We start from the raw sequence: 16,750 nt of genomic DNA, 5'->3' as shown, positions 1-16,750 counted from the left end.
CTTTCGCTACGCAAGCCACATCCCCGCAGACCCTCACAGGACATTCAAGAAGCTCCCTTCGCCAGCACGCACTGGCCTTTGCCATTCCCCTTCGCCCCGTAGAGGGCTTTATCCGCCAGCACCATCATCTCTGTCAGATCGGCATCGTTGCCACCTGGTGCCGCGCCGATGCTGGCGCCGACGTGAGCCGATCCCATCGCATCGATGTCATAGGGGGCCGAAATCGACCAGATCAGGCGGGTGCCAAGATCCTGGATGCCCTTGACGCTTCTTTCCTTGGAGAGGATGAGAAATTCGTCTCCTCCAAGACGACAGGCGGCCGCGTCCGGGCCAATTGTCGATGTCAGTCGTCGCCCGACTTCCTCGAGCAGCAGATCGCCCGCGCGGTGACCATGCACATCGTTCACCTGCTTGAAATTATCGAGGTCGAGAAAGAGCAGCGATGGCCGGGCACCATCGACCGTGAGGCTCTCGAATGCGCGCTCCATGCCGCGGCGATTGAGAAGTCCCGTCAGGGGGTCGCGAAAGGATTGGGTACGGCTTTCGATCTCCGCAGTAATCGCCCGCACTGTCACGCTACGCTGCTGTTCGATCATGGCGAGGTTCATCAGAAAGAACAGCACGGTTTGACAGAGGATGAGCGGGAGAAACTCCGGATAGAGGAAGCTAAAGCTTGCTTTAAAGCTGAGGTCGATCAGGAGCACTTGCGCCATGGCATAACGCGGCGCAGCGAAGTTGCGTCCGATGATGCTGCCGATCGCCGCCAGACTGGAAGCCAACACGATGATCGTCATCGGAATATCGCGCGACAGAACAACGAGTGAGATCGTGAAAGCCTGCGTCAGTGCCCAGGTCAGCCCGATTATGAAAAAGGGAGCCTTGCTCAACTCCGCCGTTCGAATGGCCGCCAGTCTCGCGGCAAGAAGCATCACCTCCAGGGATATAAGAGCCAGGAATACAGGATCACCGATCCTGTAAAAGGCAACGCTTAGAACCGCCGTGGAGTTGACCGCGCCAAGAAAGAACGGCCTGGTCGAGCTGAAGAACATATCCCCAAGACGCTTGCGCACCTCATGCGGTGATGTTGGGTCAATAGATGCAATCCAGCGTAATGGCGCAAAATTTAAAACTGCGCTCAACGACAACCGCTGCATCAATCCCTCCACGTGTAGAAAAGAATGATGCGCAAGATCAATTGAAAAGCCCTTAATTCCGTCATTGTTACACATGCTGAAACGCCGAGATGTCCAATTTTTATTCAGATCGTCTGTGAAAATCGGCCCAATATACTGGATGTACTCTCTCCAGTTTCACGGCAGATGACGCTTTCAATGATGATAGCTACCTTGAGTAGGGCTGGCTTTTTCGCATCCAATCGGAACGCGATCCACCTTCGATCCGTTGGACCGACATCCACAAGCAGTCCAAGGAGGAAACATCATGAGCATCTTCGGTAAAATCAAAGACGCGATCTTCGGTTCAGCACATGCCGAGCAGACATCCCCATCCGCCACGGAACCGACACCAGCCCCTTCATCCATTCCTGAACCCGCAGCCACCACCGCACCGCCCGTTGGCGGAACGGGCCAGGCCGTCCCTTCCACGTCCGGTAGCTCCGCACCCGTCCCTTCCGCCCCAACCTCCGCCTCTGCTCAACACGTCGATGTCGCCTCACAGCTCGACGCGGCGGTGAAGCGCAGTGGACAGCGCCTGGACTGGAAGCATTCGATCGTCGATCTGATGAAGGCGCTCGGCATGGATGCGAGCCTTGCAGAGCGCAAGGAACTGGCGCAGGAGCTCGGCTATACCGGCGAGCCCAATGGCTCGCCCGAAATGAACAACTGGCTGCATAAGGCGCTGCTTAAAAAACTGTCAGAAAATGGTGGCAAGGTACCCGCAGAATTACTCGATTAATTTTTGGAACCTAACACGCCGCTACGCATTATCCGTCCGAGTGGCGTGGCGGCGCCACGGCTTGCATGTTGACCACGGATGTACTGGCGGCAGATAACAAGCGACAAGAGGTCGGTGCGAATTCGCCCCGGCCTTTTTTGTTGCCTCTGTCTAGGCGAGGCCCGGGATGGTACGGCACCTAAAGGGGGAGTGACCGCAGCTTTGAGCTTCGTTGCATGGGCACCTCATGCATCGAAGGAGCGCTCAGAATCTCAGTTAAACGCTGCATTTCAGGCCAGTGCCACAGCAGGTTAGACGCGACGTGGTTATAGGCAGTCTTCTGATAGGCTGGCGCTAGAACGAAACCATGAAGGCCCGCAGATCTAAGTGCAGCTCGTTCGGCTGCATTTTTTAGAACACGGCCATCTCCAGTTATGAAGCTCCACACTAAGCCGGAAGATCGCAAGTACTCAATCCATTCTAAATCGGTTGAGTGGCGGCCGTTAGGGAGCCCTTCAAGGTTGCTAATGTGCACGGCGGAGTGGCCATAGTGGCTGATGAAGCCGTTCAGTGTTGAGGCGTATATGGGGGATGTGCAGTTATCGAAAAGAACTTTCAACCGCATCCACCATCAATTCAAGGACTGTTCGAATTCGACAGCGCGGCGCACCGACCCCTCTGGGACATCGTAGGCGATCGCAGTTTCTTCGATACCAAAATTTCCGGCGGAGGTTGCGAGGATGGCAGTGGGTACGCTGGTTACGCCGTCTATCGGCTGACCGAACGCGCGGAGGGGGTCAACCAATATATTTGCGCGCCTGCCGGCTGGGTACCAAAGGCGCGGAGACCCATCCTCATCAAAATCGACAGTCCTGAGAATAGGCTCTATGACCTCCTTGAACTCATACTGCCTGCGAAACAAGTTGAGAAGACGCTCGCGCTCTACGCCATCAGCATCCTTTTCGAATACCCGCAGCAGGATGTTTCGACCATCAGTCTTGAAGCGCTCAGTCGATAAAGGGTAGTCTGCTCCCAATACCTCTCTCGCATAAACTATCGCAGCCCTGACCTGAATTGCCGAGACGCCAGCTCGGAGAAAGGCGTCAGCTACACGGATTTCCATAAGGTCACGGAAAGCGAGGGTCGTAGAGGTGCCATCTATCTTGACCGCCGGCTCCCAAAGCGCGGGGTACTGGCGCCCCCTGATCGAATGACCGTTGAGCCATCTAGAAATCTTCGACGGAGCAACGTGCAAAAGCCTCCCGGCTTCTGCTGGCGTGTATAGCCCGACACCAATCAATCCACTCATCACAGTTCCTCGTTCGAGGTCGTTAGTCTCAGCACGCTATTGATGTGTCAACATCGACCTCGTAGCAAATAAAATTTAATTATCCAGGGGTGGCATTGCGGGGATCAGCGGCTCTTGGATTATGACCGAACTTGATCCTCTCCCCAACCCGGCTCGGTGACCGTGTGGGTATTACCCTCTGATGCGGGGCCGCCCCCCAATCTTCGCTCATTTTTTGTAATCGAAAAACCCGTTTCTGTTTCCATTTGGAGAGCGCGGAGACTGAGAGAAAAGGCTTCGGAATTATCCGAAACGATGTCGGCGAGACATGAGAGGATTTGAGTTTCAGGAGCTTGATTTCGTTTTAAAAATAATGGTGCCCGGAGGCGGATTTGAACCACCGACACGCGGATTTTCAATCCGCTGCTCTACCAACTGAGCTATCCGGGCACTACAGGCTCTTGAAGAACCTTTGCTTTTTGAAAGCGCCGGGGAGTGTTCCGCCCCGGAAGTGAGCGGGGTTATAGCAGCTTGTTCGGCCATGGCAAGCGCTCAATCCAACTTTTTTGACAGTTTTTCTTCGACCCATTTTGAAGTTTTGAAGAGCGTCCAAACGAAGAAGGCGAGGAACGCGGTGCTCCTCGCCTTCTTGCTCAAAATCGGCGCTGTGCGCTTTCCGAAGCCTTACTGTTTCGATCCCGCGGTGAGGCCAAGGGCGAAGGGGACCGCCGCTACCATCAGCGCGATCATCGGCGACGATGCGAAAATCCGGCTCGCCAGAGAGGTGATGGCAACGGAGCGGACGACAGGTAGCCAGTTCGGCGTGTCATTCGAATTCGAGCGCGAGTGTGAATTTCTCGATGCACTCAATTTTTCGACCTCGCGGCGGACCTCGTCGAGATCGCGGCGCAGTTCGGAGATCTGAGCGCGCAGCGACGCTTCTTCTGCAGGCTTCCTGCCAGGTTTTGGCGGGGGTGGGCGTCGCTCGACGGCTTGCAGCGTTTCGTCTGCCCGCTCTTCGTCCAACTGGGCCAGTTCGTCCTCCAGGTCAGCCGGCTTGTCAAAACCATGGGATCGTGCGGGCGCTCTCATTCACATCTCCTTTTGGAAAATCCTTGGGCTCCCGATCAGGCTCGGGAAAACTCCCTCTCCAAACGCTGGAGGCGTCAAAAGGATGCAGTGGTGCCTTAAGGAAGCGCCCCGCGCGAGCACAAAAGAAAAAGGCGACCGGATGGCCGCCTTTTTACTGTCGTACTGTCTCGCTCAAGCCGCCTTGGCAGCCTTGGCATACGGATCGAAGCGACCGTAGAAAGTCTCGCCCTTGGCGGCCAGATCCTTCAAGAGCGGGGTGGGGGCAAAGCGCCAGCCGTACTCGGCCTCCAGCTTTTCTGCCAGCGCCACGAAGTTTGCCACACCCATGCCGTCGATGTAGGACAGAGCGCCGCCGGTGTAGGGTGCAAAACCGAAGCCGAGGATAGAGCCGACATCGGCCTCACGCGGATCGGTGACGATGCCCTCTTCCACTGTGCGAGCCGCTTCCAGCGCGACGGTGACCAGGAAGCGCTGCTTCAGCACGTCCATATCGACGTCTTCTGGCTTCTTCTGCGCGTAAAGGTCCTTCAGGCCAGGCCAAAGGGACTTCTTGGCGGGCTTTGGCGGGTAGTCGTAGAAGCCCTTGGCATTCTTGCGGCCGAAACGGCCTTCATCTTCCACCAGCTTCTTGACCAGTTCCATGTGGCGCGGATCGACGGCCTTGTCGCCGAGGTCGGCGGCGGTGGCCTTCAGGATCTTGTAGGAAAGATCAATCGCCACCTCATCGTTCAACGCCAGCGGGCCGACCGGCATACCGGCAAATTTAGCGGCGTTTTCGATCATTGCTGGCGGCACGCCCTCGATCAGCATTTCATAGCTCTCCGCCATGTAGCGCAGGACGCAGCGATTGACGAAGAAGCCGCGCGTGTCGTTGACGACAATTGGGGTCTTCTTGATCTTGGCGACGTAATCGAGCGCGACGGCGAGAGCCTTGTCGCCAGTTTCCTTGCCGAGGATGACTTCGGTCAGCATCATCTTCTCAACGGGCGAGAAGAAGTGGATGCCAATGAAATCCGCCGGGCGCTTGGAGTTCTTTGCAAGGCCGGTGATCGGCAGCGTCGAGGTGTTGGATGCAAAGATCGCGCCTTCCGGCAGAACCGCGTCCACCTGTTCGATGACAGCCTTCTTCACGTCGCGGTCTTCAAACACAGCCTCGATGACGAGGTTTGCGGTCTTCAGCGCGTTGTAGTCGGACGTCGGCGTGATGCGCGCGAGAATGGCAGCGCCCTCCTCCGGCGTCATCCGGCCCTTATCGACTGAGCCCTTGACCAGACCCTCGCAGGTCGTTTTGCCCTTGGCTGCCGCCTCTTCGTCGCGGTCGATCAGCGTTACATCCAGACCGGCAACAGCCGTCACATAGGCGATGGACGCACCCATGAAGCCAGCCCCGACAACGCCGACATGTTTCAGATCGCTCTTCGGCTGACCGGCAGGGCGACGCGCGCCCTTGCCCAGTTCCTGCATGGAAATGAACAGCGAGCGGATCATTCCGAACGCTTCCTTCGAGCGAAGAATCTCGGTGAAGTAACGCTGCTCGACCTTCAATGCGGTGTCGAAAGGCAGTTGAAGACCTTCATAGACACATTTCAGGATGGCAAGGGCCGCCGGATAGTTGCCGGCGCTCTCACGGCGCAGGATTGCCGGTGCGGCTGGCCAGAGCTGCGCGGCAGCCGGCGTCCAGATACCGCCGCCCGGCGCCTTGAAGCCTCTCTCGTCCCACGGGGCAACCGGCTTCAGGCCGTCCTTGATCATCTGCTTGGCAGCTTGGATCAACTGGTCTGGTTCCACCACTTGATGCACGAGGTTCATGGCCTTGGCGCGCTGAGCGGTGAGAGACTGACCGGTGGTCATCATCTGCAATGCCGATTGTGCATCCGTCAGGCGCGACACGCGCTGCGTGCCACCGGCGCCGGGGAAGATGCCGACCTTGACTTCAGGCAGTGCGATCTTGACGCTTTTCGCGTTCGAAGCAACGCGACCATGGCAGGCCAGCGATAGTTCGAATGCGCCGCCCATGCAGGTACCGTTGATGGCGGACACCCATGGCTTGCCGTTGGTTTCGATCTTGCGGAACAGGCCGTTCATCTTGCCAACAAGATCGAACAGCTTTTGGGCTGCCTCATCCGGGTTCTTCGCCTTCTCTTCATGGTAGAAGGAGAACATCGACTTGATCATGGAAAGATCGGCACCGCCGGAGAAGGTGCTCTTGCCGGAGGTGAAGACCACGCCCTTGACGGCGACATCGGCAACCGTCGCATCGACGATGGCATTCAGCTCTTCCATCACCTCTGCGGTGAAGACGTTCATGGATTTTTCCGGCATGTCCCAGGTCACAAGGGCAATGCCGTCTGCATCGGTTTCGACTTTGAAATTGGTGTAAGTGCTCATTGTGGGATTCCTCTTCCCTGAATCGTAATGGCCGCTTCGCTTTCCTCGTCATCCCTAAGTGCTTGACTCGAGGATGACGTGGAGGCGTGGCGTTAAACCCGCTCGATCACCGTCGCGGTGCCCATGCCTGCACCGATGCAGAGCGTGACTAGCGCGGTGTTCAGATCGCGGCGCTCCAGTTCGTCGAGAACCGTGCCGAGGATCATCGCACCGGTGGCGCCCAGCGGATGACCCATGGCGATGGCTCCGCCATTGACGTTCATCTTGTCGTGGCTGATGTCGAAGGCCTGCATGTAGCGAAGAACCACGGCAGCAAAGGCTTCATTGAGTTCGAAGAGATCGATATCGGCAATCGACATGCCCGTCTTCTTCAGAAGCTTTTCTGTCACATCCACGGGGCCGGTCAGCATCAGTGCCGGATCGGAACCGATATTGGCAAAGTGCCGGATGCGTGCGCGGGGCTTGAGGCCCATGCTTTCGCCGCCAGCCTTCGAACCGACCAGAACAGCCGCTGCACCATCGACGATGCCCGACGAGTTGCCGGCATGGTGGACGTAGTTGATCCGCTCCACTTCCGGATGCGCCATGATGCCGACAGCTTCAAAGCCGCCCATTTCGCCCGGCATCTGGAAGGAGGCATTCAGCGAGGCGAGCGCCTGCATGTCGGTGCCCGGACGCATATGTTCGTCACGGTCAAGAATGGTGATACCGTTCTGGTCCTTCACCGGGACGACGGAATTCTTGAAGTAGCCATTTTCCCAGGCGTGCGCGGCACGCTTCTGGCTTTCCACGGCGTAGGCATCGACATCGTCGCGGGAGAAGCCATATTTGGTAGCAATCAGGTCGGCAGACACGCCCTGCGGCATGAAATAGGCCGGGAAATTGACCGACGGGTCCATGTACCAGGCACCGCCCGACATGCCCATCCCGACGCGCGACATGCTTTCCACGCCACCTGCAATGACAATCTCGTCAGAGCCAGCGGCAACCTTGCCGGCGGCGAAGTTGACCGCATCGAGACCCGAGGCGCAGAAGCGAGAGATCTGCATGCCCGGCGCCTTGGTGGAGTAGCCTGCCTCGAACGCTGCCGCCTTCGGGATCACCGCACCGGCATCCATCACCGGATCGACGCAGCCCATGATGATGTCATCGACAGTCGCCGTATCGAGCCCGTTGCGGTCGCGGATCGCTTCAAGCGTCTTTGCGGCAAGGCGAACGGACGGCACCTCATGCAGGCTGCCATCCTTCTTGCCGCGTCCGCGCGGGGTGCGGACGTGGTCATAAATAAAAACATCGGTCATGTCTCATCTCCCTGTGGCAGCTGACTGCCTGAAAATTATTGGAGGCCGCGTGCGGCCTCCTTGTCCGTTTCAGAATGCTTCGGCAGCCAGCTCCATCATCGTGTCGCTGCCAGCTTCGATGCGGGTCTTGCGCAGAACCGTCTCCGGCATCAGCCGCTCCATGAAGAAACGGGCGGTGACAAGCTTGGCTTTGAGGAACTCCTCATCCGAGGAACCGGATGCCAGCGCAGCCTGGGCTGCCTTTGCCATACGCGCATGCATGTAGCCAAGCACGACCAGACCGAAGAGATGCATGTAGTCGGTGGAGCCGGCACCAGCGTTGTCCGGCTTTGCCATGGCATTCTGCATGAACCACATGGTTGCAGCCTGGAGATCGTTCAAGCCCTTCTTCAGGCCCTTGGTGTAGACGACCAGATTTTCGTCCGCGCGGTTCTCCTCGCAGAAATCGCCGATTTCCTTGAAGAGCGCCATGACGGCACGGCCGCCATTGAGACCAAGCTTGCGACCGACGAGATCGAGCGCCTGGATGCCGTTGGCACCCTCGTAGATCATGGTGATGCGGGCATCGCGCACATACTGGCTCATGCCCCATTCTTCGATATAGCCATGGCCGCCATAAACCTGCTGGGCGGCGACGGCATGATCGAAGCCCTTGTCGGTCAGAACACCCTTGACGATTGGGGTAACGAGGCCAAGCAGGTCGTCCGCCGCCTGGCGTTCCGCTTCATTGGTCGAGCGATGTGCAATGTCCGATTGCAGCGCCGTCCAAAGAAGAAAGGCACGACCGGCTTCGTTGTAAGCGCGGATCGTCAACAGCGAACGACGAATGTCCGGATGAACGATGATCGGGTCCGCCTTCTTGTCCGGATGCTTGGCACCGGAGAGCGAACGACCCTGGATACGATCGCGGGCGTAGTTCGCAGCGTTCTGATAGGCGATCTCACCGATCGAGAGACCCTGCAGGCCAACGCCGAGGCGCGCCTCGTTCATCATCACGAACATGGCCGAAAGGCCCTTGTTTTCCGCGCCAATGAGGAAACCGGTTGCGTCGTCATAATTCATGACGCAGGTGGCGTTGCCGTGGATGCCCATCTTGTGTTCGATCGCGCCACAGACGGCGCCATTGCGCTCACCAAGAGAGCCATCGGCGTTGACCATGAACTTCGGCACGATGAAGAGCGAGATGCCCTTTGTGCCTTCTGGAGCCCCTTCGATACGTGCGAGAACCAGATGGACGATATTGTCCGTCATGGAATGTTCACCGGCAGAGATAAAGATCTTCTGGCCGGAAATCTTGTAGGTGCCGTCACCCTGCGGCACGGCCTTGGTGCGCAGCAGTCCGAGGTCGGTACCGCAATGTGGCTCGGTCAGGTTCATGGTGCCGGACCATGTGCCAGCCACCATGTTGGGCAGGTAGGTCTGCTTCTGCTCGTCCGTGCCGTGCACCAGGATCGCGGCGATCGCGCCCTGCGTCAGACCTGGATACATCATCAGAGACAGGTTGGCAGACGACATGAATTCGCCGACAGCAGCATGCAGCGTGTAGGGAAGCCCCTGCCCGCCATACTCGGCAGGCACGGCCAAACCGCTCCAGCCGCCTTCGCAGTATGCGTCATAGGCCTGCTTGAAACCATCCGGCACGGAAACCGAGCCATCTTCGGCCCGCTTGCAGCCCTGCTGGTCGCCGGAGAGATTGAGTGGGAAAAGCTGCTCTTCGGCAAGCTTCGCAGCCTCTCCGGTAATCGCCTCGATCATGTCGGGCGTGGCATCTTCGAAGCCGGGCAGGTTGTTGTAGCGCTCCAGACCCAGAACGTCGTTGAGAATGAAAAGCGTGTCCTTAACAGGGGCCTTGTAAACAGGCATTACCGATGTTCCTCCGCATCGCTCGCCGGACCTTATCCGGCCTCAAGATGACCTCACAATATTTGACGTGCGCGTAAACGTCAAATGTCTTTGGTGAGAAATTTCGCCGCGCCTTTGTTTACGCCGAAACTGTCAAATCCTGCTTAAGCTTGGCGCAAGCATAATCATGAAGAAAGTATTAAAACAGTATATTAAAGTTAACTTTTAATTAACCATAGATGGGCAATGGTCTGTTTTGACGGACGCGCCGGAACGATGCAGTTCCAGTGCCGACGAACGACACTACCCCTCTCCAGTCGGTGGATAGGTGAGAAGACGGCAGAGACGAAGCGAGCAGGAAGATGAGCGGATTGCGATCGAATTCCCGAGGACAAAGTGACAGATCGTCGCTGGACGCGCTCAACCGCACCATCGAAGGTCTGGAAGCACGCCTTGAAGACTTGCTGGGTGGGCCGATGGAAAGAAGCCGTCGCGAGCCACCTGCCGAACGCATGCCGGAGCGGGTGTCCGCACCATCACGCGCTCAGCGCGAGCCCGATTCGCGTCGATTCGATCCCCTCGATGAAATCCGCCGCCGCCAGCAGGCGCTCGATGACCGTTGGGACCGCGATGCTTACGAAGCTCCCCGCTCTGCCCGCAACACAGCGCCGCAGGAACCACGCCGTTACGACGAGCAGGATTACCGCACCTCCACCGCCATTCCCGCTCACCGCACGCGACCGGCAGCACCTATAGAAGCACCGCGTGTTGAGCGTAGCCGTCCGTCACGCGCCCCAACCGCTCCCGCCCAAGCCTCGCAAGGGGATGCGGCGCTTCGCGAAGTCGCCGAGGCACTCGTCAACCTGCGCCAGGAATTGAAGAGCGAACTCTCCGAGGGCGTCGCCCGCGAGATGCAGGGCTTGCGCAGCGAGCTGCGCAACATCCGTTCATTTGCCGAGAACCAGGATTTTGCCGAGGACATTCGTGAGGACGTTGCCCGTCTTGCTACGAGTATCAACCGTCTGAGCACCACGTCCGGACCGGACGCCCAGGCGCTGCGCTCCGAGGTGGAAGAGCTGCGCGCGCTCGTCGAGCAGATGGCCCGCCAAGACAGCGTGCACAAGATGGAGCGTCGCTGGGACGAAGTCGAAGACACCCTGCGCGGTTTCGACCCGACGCCGCTCAAGGAAGAGATTGTCGCGCTGGCCTATCGCCTCGACGACATCAAGAGCGACCTTGGCAACGCCAATAACAGCCCGGCAATCCGCGCGCTGGAAGACAAGCTCATCACCATGGCAGGCTTTGTCGAGCAGCTTGGTCGCCACATTCAGCCGAACGAGAACCTCTTCAACGAGCATTTCTCCGGTCTCGATCATCGTCTGGACGAAATCAGCCGCGCGATTGCCGCGACGTCCAATCGCGCTCAGCACTCCGCTGATGGTGCGCTGGCTGAGCGGCTCGAGAACCGCCTGAACGGTCTTTCACGCCAGCTCGATCAGTTGAAGGATATGAGCGCCGAGAAGGACAAGCCGTCCGAGGCGCTGACGGGCCGTCTCGACGCGCTGGCAAACCGTATCGAAGAACTGGCCTCCGACCGTCACGTATCGCAGCTTGGCGAGCGACTGGACCAGTTGTCCGCCTACCTGGAGCAATCCAAGCGCGCGCCGGCGGAACCCGAGCTTACCTCGTTCCTCACCGACATTTCCAAGAAAATCGATCTGCTTGGCAATGGCGCGGTGAATGACAAGCTGGCGGAGCGTCTGGACAAGATCGCGCGGCGCATCGAGGATATCGACACGCGCCCGGTCCCCGGCAAAACTGCCTCTTACGACTCAGCCTTCCTTCGCCTGGAGGAGCGTCTCGGCAAGATTGCCGCCAAGCTCGATGAAACATCCCGTTCTCGCGATGCCGATCCAAGTCAGTTGGCGAGCCTTGAAAGCCAGATCGCTAATCTGTCTTCATTGCTGAACGAGCAGAGCCAGCCGCAGCCTGTCGGCATGCCGCCGGAATTCGATGCGCGTATGAACGCGATCGAAGATTACATGGCGTCAAACGACGAGTACATTATCGAGGCCGCGCGACAAGCGGCAGAGGCGGTGATGGAAGCGCATGCGCGCAACAATCTCGCGCAGACGGCAAGCCCTGCCGACATGGCTGTACTGGCGGAACTTGCAAACGACCTTCGCAAGCTCGAGGGCCTCAGCCGCAACACCGATGAGCGCACTCACCGCACCTTCGAGGCGTTGCACGATACCCTGCTGCAGATCGCAAGCCGTCTGGACGCGCTGGATGATCGCCACGCCTCCGAGCCAGAGGAGGACCACCTTGCGTCCTCCGAGGGCCGCGGGCACTTCGCCAACTTCTCGGATGAAGGTCTAGCGACACTTGCTGGCGCAACCGTCACGTCTTCCTTCGACACCGATGTCGCCACCACCTTTGCGCCTCCGGCGGCGGCAAAACCCGTCGTCGAAAAGAAGCCGGGCCTGCTTGCCAGCCTGAGCCGTCGCTTCAAGTCGGGCGCCGCGCCGGCCGAAACAGAGACGACTGTCGCTGCGACCGCGCGCACCAACGTCAATCCGGCACCGGCACTCGATCCGATCGACGTTCTCTCCTCGGACGAAAACGAACTGCTGGAGCCGGGCTCCGGTGCGCCGGACGTGAAGAAGATCCTGGAGCGTGTGCGGGCCAGCCAGAATGCTGCTCGCGCTGGCGACAAGGACACAGACAATCGCGCTGATTTCATCGCCGCGGCACGTCGCGCCGCCCAGGCGGCAGCACTGGAAACCATGCCTGAAAGAGCGGCAGCTTCCGGTTCGGCAAAGAGCGGTCGCGGTGCAGAAGGCGGCGGCTCCATGCTGGCGCGCTATCGTCGCCCGCTTCTCCTCGGCATCGGCGCCATTCTTCTGGCAATGATGGCCATGCCAATGGTCAAGTCGCTCGTCGGCTCCGAGACGCCGCCTGCGCAGCAGGTCACGACCGGCGCGACGACGGGAACGAGCGCGCCTCAAGCGGATCTCGCATCCACCGACCTGAATTCTGGCCCTGATCGCGTCGTTACGCTCCCCTCCTCCGTTCAGGTAGACGAGCGCGCGCAAGCGCAGGTCGACCGGATGGAAGCGGATGCCGACAAGCAGGGCAATGCGATCGACACGCGGCCGATTGGCGGCTCGCCACTGCCGGAAGAAGCACCATCGCTGAACGTTCCACGGCCAAGCGCTGCGACGGCCGTTGCCGAACAGGCTGAGCCCGAGACGACGCCCGAAGAGATCATTCGCAATGCGCAGGTCGACGAGCCAACTCCGGCCGCGCCGAGCGCAGAAGCCATCATCACGGTTCCGTCCGGCATCACCCCTGCCTCTTTGGCAGAGGCCGCGGGCCGAGGGGATGCGCTCGCGCTGTTCGAAATTGCTGCGCGCTACACCGATGGCATCGGCGTTCAGGCAGATCGTGCAGAGGCCGCCAAGTGGTACAAGCTTGCAGCGGACCGCGGTTTTGCCCCAGCGCAATATCGCCTTGGCAACATGTATGAGAAGGCGAATGGCGTTGAACGCAATCTGCCAGAGGCCAAGCGCTATTATGAAATGGCGGCAAGCCAGGGCAATGCCGGCGCGATGCACAATCTCGCCGTCTTGCTGACATCCGACGCCGCAGGCCAGCCGGATTACAGGGCCGCTGCTGACTGGTTCATCAAGGCGTCCGACCTCGGCGTTCGCGACAGCCAGTTCAACCTCGCCATCCTTTACGCGCGCGGCAGCGGCGTTCAGCAGAGCCTGGAAGAGTCCTACAAGTGGTTTGCCATCGCCGCCCGCGATGGTGATGCGGATGCGGCCCAGAAGCGCGACGATGTCGCCAAGGCGATGAAGCCCGAGCAGCTTGCCAGCGCCAAGGCGAAGGTCGATGCCTGGAAAGTGACGCCACTCAACGAAGACACCAATTCGGTGAACCTTCCGGATGAGTGGACCAATGCCGGCGGCGTGAAGACATCCTCGGTCGACATGCAGAAGGCAATCCGCAACATTCAGGCCATCCTCAACAATAACGGCTTCAAGGCCGGCGCGCCGGACGGAAAGCTTGGCAAGACCACCGTTGCCGCCATCCGGGAATTCCAGAAGTCCGTCGGCCAGACTCCGGACGGTCGCATTACCGACGAACTGGTGACGGCGCTTCTTGCCCGCAACAAGTAATCGAACGAAAAACAGACCTATCGAAGGGGCCGGGACGACAATGTCGCTCCGGCCCTCCTTCTTTTCAAATTATCAACGTATTTGCCGTTGAATGATTGACAGGTCGTGGCCTGCCGGGCATGACCAACGAAGGTCTTAACGCCTTCTTTCAGACAGAGATTTGAATTGGCGGACGGTCACGCTTCGTGCGGGCCGGGACGTCCGGAACCATTGCCCGAGGTCCGATTGTGACTGTCTACCTGCCCATTGCGGAATTGTCGGTGAATGTCTTCATCATCCTCGGCATGGGCGCGGCTGTTGGCTTTCTCTCCGGCATGTTTGGAGTTGGTGGCGGCTTCCTCATCACCCCGCTTCTGATCTTCTACAACATTCCCCCAGTTGTGGCCGTTGCCACCGGCGCAAACCAGGTCGTCGCCTCGTCGGTCTCAGGCTCGATTACCCATTTTCGCCGTGGCACGCTGGACGTGAAGCTCGGCTTCATGCTTTTGATCGGCGGTCTGTGTGGCGCGACGCTTGGCGTATGGCTCTTTACGCTGTTGCGCAGCATCGGCCAGCTCGACCTGATCATTTCGCTTCTCTACGTCATCCTGCTGTCAACCGTCGGCGGGCTGATGCTGAAGGAAAGCGTTTCAGCCATTCGCCGTACAGCCCGAAATGAAACCATTCCGCTGCGCCGTCCCGGCCACCATAACTGGGTGCATCGTCTGCCGTTGAAGATGCGCTTCAAGAAATCGAAGCTTTATCTCAGCGTCATCCCCATCATCGCGCTCGGCTTCGGTATCGGCATCCTGACCTCCGTCATGGGTGTCGGTGGCGGCTTCATCATGGTGCCGGCGATGATCTATCTCCTGCGCATTCCGACCAATGTGGTTGTCGGCACCTCGCTGTTCCAGATCATTTTCGTCACCGCCTATACAACCATCGTGCAGGCGGCGACCAACTATTCCGTTGATATAGTCCTAGCCTTCATTCTGATGCTGGCAGGCGTCGTAGGCGCACAATATGGCGTGCGCGTTGGACAAAAGCTGCGTGGCGAACAGCTGCGCGCGCTATTGGCGCTTCTGGTTCTGGCGGTCGGCATCCGCCTAGCCATCGGGCTCGTCGTTCACCCGGACGATCTCTTCTCCGTTGCGGTCGGGGGGCTTGGCTATTGATGCGCACTGCCCTCCTGGCATCGTTGGTGGTTTTCTGCGCCGGTGCAGCTCTGGCGCAAACGCCGCCGCTTGCGGTCTCCCCCGATCCCCAGGGCAAGCCGCGCACTCTTCAGGAAAACATCGAGATCGGTGCATCAACGAATGAAATCTCCATCGCCTCGGATTTTCGCGGTGCGGATTTCACCATGTTCGGCGCGCTCAACAATGCCGACCAGTTGCTGCTTGCCATCGGCCAGTATGACATCGTGGTAACGCTGGAGGGCCCCAACGAATATACCACCGTGCGCAAGAAAAGTCGGGTGGCGGGCATCTGGATCAACACCAGCGCCATCACCTTTGCGCCGTTGCCTGAATCCTATTCCATGGCCAGCACCCGCAACATCAACGACATCGCCTCGCCCGGTACGTTGAAGGCGATGGGCTTGGGTGTCGAGCACCTGCCACTGAACAGCGCCGTCTTTTCCGGCGTCCCGGATAACGTTTATGATTTCCAGGAGGCTTATCGCCGCCTGAAACTTGCTAGCGGCATATACCGAAACGACACGACGGGTGTTCGGCTGGAGCGCACCGGCCTCTTCTGGGCGACGCTTCGCCTGCCCGCCAACGTGCCAAACGGCGTCCACACGGCAAGGGCCTACCTGTTCAAAAGCGGCATGCCCGTTGCCCAACGCGAGCTTAAGCTGCGCGTGGTCAAAACAGGCATGGAGCAGGCCATTACCAATGCCGCGCACCAAACGCCCGTCGTCTATGGCATTCTCTGCGTGCTGATTGCCGTGATCACCGGCTGGGGCGCGAGCCTGTTGTTCCGCAGGGACTAAGCTTTCTCGTCAGCCCAGCAAGCTTCCAAAACGCACCGAGTAAATCCGGTCGCGTCCCATGAGGTGAGCGATCAGGTCCGTGTGATCGAAGAGGCCGCGCATGGCCTTGTGGCGCAGATCGAGCCCGCCGCTCATGACGCCGAAAGCCGGCATCAACAGGCGCGTGCCATCGGTTGCGAAACAGGGGCGTCGCACCGTCTTGTCGCGGCGTCGCACCGTCGCGGAGGGATGCAGATGTCCGGCAATTTCGCCTTTCGTCTCCGCACTTTTCAGCTTCGGCTCATGGCGGAAAACGAGGTTGGCGTAGAACATCTCATCGACGGACGAACCCGGCAAATCGACAGTTCCATCGGGATCATGGTTGCCGTTGATCCAGATCCATTCACGGCCTCTTGCCATCTCTTTGATGATGTCGCGTAGCGGTAGCGGCAGATGTTCGGAGCCCTTGCGGTCGTGGAAGTTGTCGCCGAGGCTGACGACGATCTTCGGGTCGTAGCGAGAAATCAGCGAGGCAAGGATTTTCAGCGTTGCGATCGTGTCATAGGGCGGCAGCATCATGCCGCGACGTGCGAAGGCCGCGCCTTTCTCCAAGTGCAAATCGGAAACGACGAGCAGCGACAGATCGGGCATGTAGAGCCCACCCAGCGGATCGCAGAGTGCCGCAACGCCATTGATAGCGGTTTCGGCACCAGAGCATTCAAAGCCGGTGGATAATCTTTCGCTCAAGGCAAGGCGGCTCAGCACGTCTTTTCAAATTCCCTGAGAGCACTCTCGTTGCTCTACTTTTTTG

General features: G+C 59.1%; 12 protein-coding genes and 1 tRNA gene. 4 read left to right on the top strand and 9 right to left on the bottom strand.

All coding sequences use genetic code 11. From position 1 onward, the window contains the following. Positions 1 to 44: 44 nt before the first annotated feature. Complete coding sequence (locus WKI41_RS14640) at positions 45 to 1,154, bottom strand: GGDEF domain-containing protein (protein WP_340194232.1); 1,110 nt, start codon at positions 1,152 to 1,154, stop codon at positions 45 to 47. A 286-nt stretch (positions 1,155 to 1,440) separates the two neighbouring features. Here WKI41_RS14640 and WKI41_RS14635 point away from each other — a divergent pair, with 286 nt between their 5' ends. Further along, positions 1,441 to 1,914, top strand: coding sequence for a DUF3597 domain-containing protein (locus tag WKI41_RS14635; protein ID WP_340194231.1), 474 nt, complete (start codon positions 1,441 to 1,443; stop codon positions 1,912 to 1,914). A 178-nt stretch (positions 1,915 to 2,092) separates the two neighbouring features. Here the strand turns inward: WKI41_RS14635 and WKI41_RS14630 are convergent, their stop codons facing one another. The 7 genes from WKI41_RS14630 to WKI41_RS14600 all read right to left on the bottom strand — a co-directional run bounded on the left by WKI41_RS14630 (position 2,093) and on the right by WKI41_RS14600 (position 9,825). Beyond that, the gene (locus WKI41_RS14630; RefSeq protein ID WP_340194230.1) at positions 2,093 to 2,518 is read right to left on the bottom strand and encodes a hypothetical protein; all 426 of its coding nucleotides are present in this window, start codon (positions 2,516 to 2,518) and stop codon (positions 2,093 to 2,095) included. A 6-nt stretch (positions 2,519 to 2,524) separates the two neighbouring features. Beyond that, complete coding sequence (locus tag WKI41_RS14625) at positions 2,525 to 3,202, bottom strand: hypothetical protein (RefSeq protein WP_340194229.1); 678 nt, start codon at positions 3,200 to 3,202, stop codon at positions 2,525 to 2,527. 353 nt (positions 3,203 to 3,555) lie between these two features. Continuing rightward, a tRNA-Phe gene (locus tag WKI41_RS14620) sits at positions 3,556 to 3,631 on the bottom strand. 234 nt (positions 3,632 to 3,865) lie between these two features. Then, positions 3,866 to 4,273 (bottom strand): hypothetical protein, encoded by a 408-nt coding sequence (locus WKI41_RS14615; protein ID WP_340194228.1) that lies wholly within the window; start codon positions 4,271 to 4,273, stop codon positions 3,866 to 3,868. Positions 4,274 to 4,444: 171 nt separating this feature from the next. Beyond that, positions 4,445 to 6,661, bottom strand: a complete 2,217-nt coding sequence (locus WKI41_RS14610; protein WP_340194227.1) for an FAD-dependent oxidoreductase — start codon at positions 6,659 to 6,661, stop codon at positions 4,445 to 4,447. A gap of 92 nt (positions 6,662 to 6,753) precedes the next feature. Further along, the gene (locus WKI41_RS14605) at positions 6,754 to 7,962 is read right to left on the bottom strand and encodes an acetyl-CoA C-acetyltransferase (protein ID WP_296105704.1); all 1,209 of its coding nucleotides are present in this window, start codon (positions 7,960 to 7,962) and stop codon (positions 6,754 to 6,756) included. Positions 7,963 to 8,031: 69 nt separating this feature from the next. Further along, positions 8,032 to 9,825, bottom strand: coding sequence for an acyl-CoA dehydrogenase C-terminal domain-containing protein (locus WKI41_RS14600; RefSeq protein ID WP_340194226.1), 1,794 nt, complete (start codon positions 9,823 to 9,825; stop codon positions 8,032 to 8,034). A 341-nt stretch (positions 9,826 to 10,166) separates the two neighbouring features. On the opposite strand from WKI41_RS14600, the gene WKI41_RS14595 reads away from it, so the two are divergent. From WKI41_RS14595 to WKI41_RS14585, 3 genes are all read left to right on the top strand, one after another. Continuing rightward, on the top strand, positions 10,167 to 13,988 hold the full coding sequence (locus WKI41_RS14595) for a peptidoglycan-binding protein (RefSeq protein ID WP_340194225.1): 3,822 nt from the start codon (positions 10,167 to 10,169) through the stop codon (positions 13,986 to 13,988). A 227-nt stretch (positions 13,989 to 14,215) separates the two neighbouring features. After that, complete coding sequence (locus WKI41_RS14590) at positions 14,216 to 15,142, top strand: sulfite exporter TauE/SafE family protein (RefSeq protein WP_340194224.1); 927 nt, start codon at positions 14,216 to 14,218, stop codon at positions 15,140 to 15,142. Then, positions 15,142 to 15,960 (top strand): TIGR02186 family protein, encoded by an 819-nt coding sequence (locus tag WKI41_RS14585; protein WP_340194223.1) that lies wholly within the window; start codon positions 15,142 to 15,144, stop codon positions 15,958 to 15,960. Before WKI41_RS14590 ends, WKI41_RS14585 begins: the two co-directional genes overlap by 1 nt. Positions 15,961 to 15,969: 9 nt before the next feature. Here WKI41_RS14585 and pdeM read toward each other — a convergent pair whose 3' ends face one another. Further along, positions 15,970 to 16,704 carry a ligase-associated DNA damage response endonuclease PdeM gene (pdeM, locus tag WKI41_RS14580; protein WP_340194222.1) on the bottom strand — a complete coding sequence of 245 codons (735 nt, stop codon included), beginning with the start codon at positions 16,702 to 16,704 and terminating at the stop codon, positions 15,970 to 15,972. Positions 16,705 to 16,750 lie beyond the last annotated feature (46 nt).

Source organism: Agrobacterium larrymoorei (genome assembly GCF_037722385.1).
Lineage (GTDB): Bacteria > Pseudomonadota > Alphaproteobacteria > Rhizobiales > Rhizobiaceae > Agrobacterium > Agrobacterium larrymoorei_C.
The sequence above is the reverse complement of the archived record's forward strand: the minus strand, read 5'-3'. Positions and strand labels throughout refer to the sequence as shown.

Coding starts and splice junctions, on each gene's coding strand:
- WKI41_RS14640 (WP_340194232.1), bottom strand. CDS start 1,154: ATGCAGCGGTTGTCGTTGAGCGCAGTTTTAAATTTTGCGCCATTACGC.
- WKI41_RS14635 (WP_340194231.1), top strand. CDS start 1,441: ATGAGCATCTTCGGTAAAATCAAAGACGCGATCTTCGGTTCAGCACAT.
- WKI41_RS14630 (WP_340194230.1), bottom strand. CDS start 2,518: ATGCGGTTGAAAGTTCTTTTCGATAACTGCACATCCCCCATATACGCC.
- WKI41_RS14625 (WP_340194229.1), bottom strand. CDS start 3,202: ATGAGTGGATTGATTGGTGTCGGGCTATACACGCCAGCAGAAGCCGGG.
- WKI41_RS14615 (WP_340194228.1), bottom strand. CDS start 4,273: ATGAGAGCGCCCGCACGATCCCATGGTTTTGACAAGCCGGCTGACCTG.
- WKI41_RS14610 (WP_340194227.1), bottom strand. CDS start 6,661: ATGAGCACTTACACCAATTTCAAAGTCGAAACCGATGCAGACGGCATT.
- WKI41_RS14605 (WP_296105704.1), bottom strand. CDS start 7,962: ATGACCGATGTTTTTATTTATGACCACGTCCGCACCCCGCGCGGACGC.
- WKI41_RS14600 (WP_340194226.1), bottom strand. CDS start 9,825: ATGCCTGTTTACAAGGCCCCTGTTAAGGACACGCTTTTCATTCTCAAC.
- WKI41_RS14595 (WP_340194225.1), top strand. CDS start 10,167: ATGAGCGGATTGCGATCGAATTCCCGAGGACAAAGTGACAGATCGTCG.
- WKI41_RS14585 (WP_340194223.1), top strand. CDS start 15,142: ATGCGCACTGCCCTCCTGGCATCGTTGGTGGTTTTCTGCGCCGGTGCA.